Annotated in this window: 7 protein-coding genes; 1 reads left to right on the forward strand and 6 read right to left on the reverse strand. The window is 67.0% G+C overall.

Features of this window, described 5'->3' with window-relative positions; all coding sequences use genetic code 11:
* Positions 1–157: DUF6360 family protein (locus ACESK5_RS18700; protein WP_372913104.1), on the forward strand; the 157-nt coding region annotated here is incomplete at its 5' end.
* Between the two features lie 122 nt (positions 158–279).
* On the opposite strand, the gene ACESK5_RS18705 is transcribed toward ACESK5_RS18700, so the two are convergent.
* The 6 genes from ACESK5_RS18705 to ACESK5_RS18730 all read right to left on the reverse strand — a co-directional run bounded on the left by ACESK5_RS18705 (position 280) and on the right by ACESK5_RS18730 (position 5,088).
* A complete protein-coding gene (locus tag ACESK5_RS18705; RefSeq protein WP_372913098.1) occupies positions 280–954 on the reverse strand; it encodes an ABC transporter permease in 675 nt (224 codons plus the stop codon).
* A 1-nt stretch (position 955) separates the two neighbouring features.
* Positions 956–2,053 carry an ABC transporter ATP-binding protein gene (locus tag ACESK5_RS18710; protein ID WP_372913099.1) on the reverse strand — a complete coding sequence of 366 codons (1,098 nt, stop codon included), beginning with the start codon at positions 2,051–2,053 and terminating at the stop codon, positions 956–958.
* The gene (locus ACESK5_RS18715) at positions 2,050–2,778 is read right to left on the reverse strand and encodes an ABC transporter permease (RefSeq protein WP_372913100.1); all 729 of its coding nucleotides are present in this window, start codon (positions 2,776–2,778) and stop codon (positions 2,050–2,052) included. Before ACESK5_RS18715 ends, ACESK5_RS18710 begins: the two co-directional genes overlap by 4 nt.
* A 1-nt stretch (position 2,779) precedes the next feature.
* The gene (locus ACESK5_RS18720; protein WP_372913101.1) at positions 2,780–3,733 is read right to left on the reverse strand and encodes a glycine betaine ABC transporter substrate-binding protein; all 954 of its coding nucleotides are present in this window, start codon (positions 3,731–3,733) and stop codon (positions 2,780–2,782) included.
* A 105-nt stretch (positions 3,734–3,838) separates the two neighbouring features.
* Complete coding sequence (locus ACESK5_RS18725; RefSeq protein WP_372913102.1) at positions 3,839–4,309, reverse strand: universal stress protein; 471 nt, start codon at positions 4,307–4,309, stop codon at positions 3,839–3,841.
* A gap of 83 nt (positions 4,310–4,392) precedes the next feature.
* Complete coding sequence (locus tag ACESK5_RS18730; protein ID WP_372913103.1) at positions 4,393–5,088, reverse strand: helix-turn-helix domain-containing protein; 696 nt, start codon at positions 5,086–5,088, stop codon at positions 4,393–4,395.
* Positions 5,089–5,290: the final 202 nt, after the last annotated feature.

A 5,290-nucleotide genomic window follows, 5' to 3' on the forward strand; every position in this document is an offset into this window, starting at 1 on the left:
GGTCGAGTTCGAACTCGACCCCACGGCGACCGACCGCGTCGACGCTCACGCCGACTCGCTCACACTCACGCGCGCACAGGCCAGACGACTGCGAGACGCGCTCGACTCGGAAATCGAATCGGACGGCAGCGACAGACCGCGTCGACTCTCGAAGTGAGCGTCCGCCTGAGGCGCCTGTCGTGGGCTCTCGTGGGTCCCTCTCGAGACGGGGTCACGCTCCTCGCCGGTGACGAGCGACCGTCGACTTCGCCGGACTCCGAGGGTCGCTCTCGGACGGGGTCACCCGGTGGCCACCTGCTGGGCGACGCCCCCCTCGCCGCCGAGTTTCTGCTCGACGAGCGCGAAGAGGGTGTCCATCGCGATGGCCAGCAGTGCGCCGGGAATCGCGCCGGCGAGCACCTTCTCCATCTGGAAGAGGTTGATGCCGGAGATGACCCAGACGCCGAGGCCGCCGCCGCCGATGAAGAAGGCGAGGTACGCCGTTCCGACGTTGATGACCGCGCTCGTCCGGATGCCGGCGAAGATGACTGGGAGCGCCAGGGGGAATTGGATTCGTTTGAGGATCTCGTTCTCGGTCATCCCCATCCCGCGTGCGGCCTCGACGGTGTCCTCGCTGACGTCCTCCAAGCCGGTGATGGTGTTCGTGAGGATGGGGAGGATGGCGTACGCGAAGAGGCCGACGAGCGCCGGGAGGAAGCCGATACCGAGGAGTGGGAACACGAGCGCGATGATGGCGAGCGTCGGGACGGTCTGGGCAACGTTTCCCGCGCCGAGGATGTACCCCTTCGCCCGCTCGTTCCGGAGGGCGAGCACGCCGAGCGGGACGGCGACCAGAATGGCAAGCACCTCCGAGATGAGGACGAGCGCGAGGTGCTGGCCCAGGAGTTCGAGGAAGCGGTCGACGTTCGCGAGCAGGAACCGCCAGGCGCCGACGAGGTTACTCAGGAAGGACATCTCAGACGACCTCCGACCCCTTCTTGCGGTCGACCGTCTGTTCGCGGATGTCCGCCTCGGTGACGACGCCGACGACGTCCGAGTCGTCGACCACCGGGATGGCGTCCGTCCCCGCCTGGATGATGCGCGAGAGGGCGGTCTGAGTGCTCTCGTGGGGCTCGACGGGGACGAGTCCCCCCTCGGGGTCGGTCGTGTCGCCGTCGTCGACTTCGCCGACGAGGTCCTCGTACCGTGGGGGGACCGACTCCCGCATGACGTCTCGGACTTGGGTCACCTGCAGTTGCTTGAGCGTCCGGTCGGAGCCGATGAAGTCGGCGACGAAGTCGCTGCCCGGTTCCTCGAGGATGTTCGAGGGGGTGTCGTAGCGGACGAGTTCGCCCACGTCGAAGATGGCGATTCGGTCGCCCATCTTCAGCGCCTCGTCGATGGAGTGGGTGACGAACAGGATGGTCGTGTCGATGCGCGCTTGGATGTCGAGGAACTCGTCCTGGAGGTTCTCGCGGGTGATGGGATCGAGTGCGCCGAACGGCTCGTCCATCAGGAGGACGTCCGGGTCGGCCGCCAGCGCCCGCGCGACGCCGACGCGCTGGCGCTGCCCCCCGGAGAGCTCCGGCGGGTACTGGTCGCGGTACTGCTCGGGCGGGAGGTCCATCAGCGAGAGCAACTCGTCGACCCGGTCGTCGATGCGGTCGTCGTCCCACCCTTTGAGTTCCGGGACAGTCGCGACGTTCTCCGCGACGGTCATGTGGTCGAACAGCCCGATTTCCTGGATGACGTAGCCGACGCTCCGGCGGAGTTCGATGGGGTCTATCTCCTGGACGGCCTGTCCTTCGAAGTAGACCGTCCCTTCGGAGGGGTCTTCGAGGCGGTTCACGAGCTTCATCGTCGTGGTCTTCCCACACCCCGAGGGACCGACGAGGACCGTCGTCGTCCCCGCCTCGACGCCGAAGCTGACGTCCTCGATGGCGACCGTACCGTCGCCGTAGACCTTGGTGACGCCGTCGAACTCGATGGTGTTCGTCCCGGTGCGACTGGCGTGTTGGCTCTCGCGTTCGTCCTCGCTTCCGTCTTCGTCCGTGCTCGTACTCGTAGTGCTCATGGGATGACCCCCTTGATGGCGCGGGTGCCGACGCTCTCGTCGACCGCCTCGCCGTTCCGCAGTCGCAGCAGTTGTTCGCCGATACCCAGCACGTAGTCGATGACCAGCGCGAGCGCCGACAGCAGCACCGTCGCGACGACGATCTGTGGCGTCTGCGCCTGGGAGATACCAGAGAAGATGGGGTTGCCGAGGCCGCCCGCCCCGATGAACGCCCCGATGGCCGCGATGCCGATGAGGATGACCACGGCGTTGCGGACGCCGGCCATGATGACCGGCAGGGCGATGGGGAGCTGGACGCGGCGCAGTCGTTCCAGCCGGCTCATCCCGAGTCCCGTCCCCGCTTCGACCGCCGCGGGGTCGACCTGCTGGAGGCCGATGTACGTGTTCCGGATGATGGGCAGCTGTGAGTACAGCACCAGCGCGACGATGACCGGCGGGTCGCCGATGCCGAACAGCGGGATGAGCAGCCCGAACAGGGCGATGCTCGGGATGGTCATCATGATGCCTGCGAGCCAGATGACGGCCGTCGCGGCCCGGTCGTCGAACGTGATGAGTACCCCGAGACCGACGCCGACCGGCACCGCGATGCCGATGGCGAGCAGGACGATGTCGAGGTGTTCGAGCGTCAGCCTGAGCAGGTCCTCGCTGTTCTCCAGCGCGTACCCCAGATACGACGTGAGCGGGAGCGGACCCGGCGTGGCTGTCGCGGCGGCGTCGACCGTCATCTCAGATCAGGTCGTTACGCTCGAGGTGGTCGCGGGCCACCGCCTTCGCGTCCGACCCCTCGATGGACACACGTCGGTTCAACTCCCGAATCGTGTCGGTCGAGAGCGTGTCGCCCAGCGCGTTCAGTGGCTCCCGCATCGCCTGGTTGTTCTCGAGGGTGTCCATCCGACACAGCGGGGCCGGGTTGTACACCGGGAAGAACCGCTCGTCGTCCTTGAGGGGGACGAGGTCGAACTTCAGTATCTTCGGGTTCGTGTTGAACCCCATCCCGACCTGTGCCTCCCCCTCGCCGATGACCTGGTACGTCAGCCCCGACCCGATGTTCCTGACGGTGAGGTCGCTCGCCGCCGACTCGAACCCGTACGCCTCCGTGAGTCCGGGCCAGCCGTCCGCACGCTCCTGGAACTCCGCGTTCATCACGACGGTGGTGTCGCTCCCGCTCTCCTGGACGTAGCTGGCGAAGTCGCTGATGGTCTCGACGCCCGTCTCGGACTGCCACTCGGGGTTCGCCAGGAGGACGTAGGTGTTGTTGAACGGCGCGCGGTCGAGGAACGTGAGGTCGTGCTGTTCTTCGAGTTCCGACCCGGCCCGCTCGTAAATCTGCTGTGGGTCGGTGATGACCTCCTCGTGCTTCGGAGGGAGCGTCAGCCACGCGGTGCCCGTGTACTCCCAGTAGGTGTCGATCTGGTCGTTCTGGAGCGCTTTGAAGTTCGTCGTCGTCCCGCCGAGGCTCACCTTGTCCGTGACCGTCAGGTCGGTGTTCTCGCGCAGCGTGACGTACGACAGGTAGCCGAGGATCTTCTGTTCGGTGAACTTCTTCGACCCCACGACCACCTCGCCGCCGCCCCCGCCCGGGACGAGCGCGCTACAGCCGGCCAGTGCCCCGATGCCAGCCGTACCGAGCGCCGTACCACTCATCCTGAGCAGGTCGCGCCGCGTGCTTTGCGGTGACATACCGATACGTTCACTCACCACCGCCGATAACGGTTGACTCTAACGTGTCGCACGTTTTATTGTGTGGTTGACATCGACGGCCGTCGCGTGGGGCGGCTCGTCGCCTCAGACCGCGTTCGCGGGTGTCACTACGACTGGGACGTCGCTGTGGCGGATGACGTGCTGGACGGCGCTCCCGAAGACGGCCTTGCCGGCGGGCGACCGCCGCCTGCTGTAGAGGTAGATGCGGTCCGCGTCCACCTCGTCGGCCGTTCCGAGGACGCGCTCGCCGCAGTCGTCGTCGACGGCGACACCGCGGACCCGAGTGTCGATGGCGCGGGTCTCCAGTCGGTCGACGGCGTCCTCGACGCCGCTCTTCCGGCGCGCGAGCGCGTCGAGGTCGGCCTCGGATGAGTCCGGGACGTCGCGAGCGTGGTCACGGTCGGTGTCGAGGTCCGCCGCCGTCGCGACGTCCGGGTCGGCGAGCGGACGCAGGAGCACTGCGTCCGTCCCCTCCGCTTCGACGGTGGCGGCCGTCTCGGCGACGGCCCGCGTCCAGCGGTCGTGGTCGGTCGCGACGAGCAGGACGGTCGACATACCGACGTCTCACGACTCGCGCGACAAAGAGGCTCTGACGGAGATGTGTACTGTTTATCTCGCGCGACCGGGACTCGGCCGCCTCAGTCGTCGGCCGCCAGGTCGACGTAGCGGACGAGGAACGTCATCAGCTTCCGCTCTGCCTTCCGGAGGTGGTTCGACGCCGTCGTCTTCGTGATGCCCATCTCGTCGGCGAGTTCCTCCAGTGTGACCTCCCGTGGAATCTCGAAGTAGCCCCGTTCGAGCCCGAGTTTCAGGAGTTCCCGCTGGCGGGGCGGAATCGAGGACAAAAGTTCCTGCCACTCTGCCGCAGAGGGGGTGATGCGGCGGCTGAACTCCTGGGAGATGCGCTCGATGCGGACGTGGCCGAACTCCTCGAGGATGGACGTCGCGTCCGAGAGTTCGTCGCGGTCCTCGAGCAGGAGGTCGAAGCACTCGTCTCCGTCGTGTAACTCGGTCGGGCCGAGGGGGAGAAAGCCCTCGTACATGAGCGTCTGGAGCGGCGAGAATTTCGAGAGGTGCCCCCTGAGGAAGAGCGTCCCGGCCGTCCGCGAGCCGTCGGTCGCGTCGTACGTCTCCAGGACCTCGACCGAGTCGATGTCGTCGTGGCCCCGTATCACGTCGCACGTGGCCTCGAAGTCGTCCGTCTCGAGGCTCATGAGGCCGATATACCGCCGGTTCCGGAACGTCGAGGCGAGGAACTCGCCGAAGACGTCGTACCGGCGGAGTTCCTCGGTCCAGTCCCCCTCGAATCGGACACAGACCCTGGCAGTCAGCATGGCTACTCTGACTGGATACGGCGTAATGGCTCTGTTGCACGCAACGCTCATCAGTGAGGGACGGCCCGGAGGCGGCGTGGCGAGTCCGCGGGGAGACGTGCCGACCCTGCGGAACTGGGTCGGCCCGACGACCTCACCGGGGCCGTCAGCGACCGTCCGTGCGGAGGAACGACGGCCGGGTTACCGCGTCGTGCGTGTCGGC

It is taken from the genome of Salinigranum sp. (genome assembly GCF_041641895.1).
Classification (GTDB): Archaea; Halobacteriota; Halobacteria; order Halobacteriales; family Haloferacaceae; genus Salinigranum.

What these genes read in the sequence shown, in the direction of transcription:
- ACESK5_RS18705 (WP_372913098.1), bottom strand. Translation starts at nt 954, where the DNA reads ATGTCCTTCCTGAGTAACCTCGTCGGCGCCTGGCGGTTCCTGCTCGCG.
- ACESK5_RS18710 (WP_372913099.1), bottom strand. Translation starts at nt 2,053, where the DNA reads ATGAGCACTACGAGTACGAGCACGGACGAAGACGGAAGCGAGGACGAA.
- ACESK5_RS18715 (WP_372913100.1), bottom strand. Translation starts at nt 2,778, where the DNA reads ATGACGGTCGACGCCGCCGCGACAGCCACGCCGGGTCCGCTCCCGCTC.
- ACESK5_RS18720 (WP_372913101.1), bottom strand. Translation starts at nt 3,733, where the DNA reads ATGTCACCGCAAAGCACGCGGCGCGACCTGCTCAGGATGAGTGGTACG.
- ACESK5_RS18725 (WP_372913102.1), bottom strand. Translation starts at nt 4,309, where the DNA reads ATGTCGACCGTCCTGCTCGTCGCGACCGACCACGACCGCTGGACGCGG.
- ACESK5_RS18730 (WP_372913103.1), bottom strand. Translation starts at nt 5,088, where the DNA reads ATGCTGACTGCCAGGGTCTGTGTCCGATTCGAGGGGGACTGGACCGAG.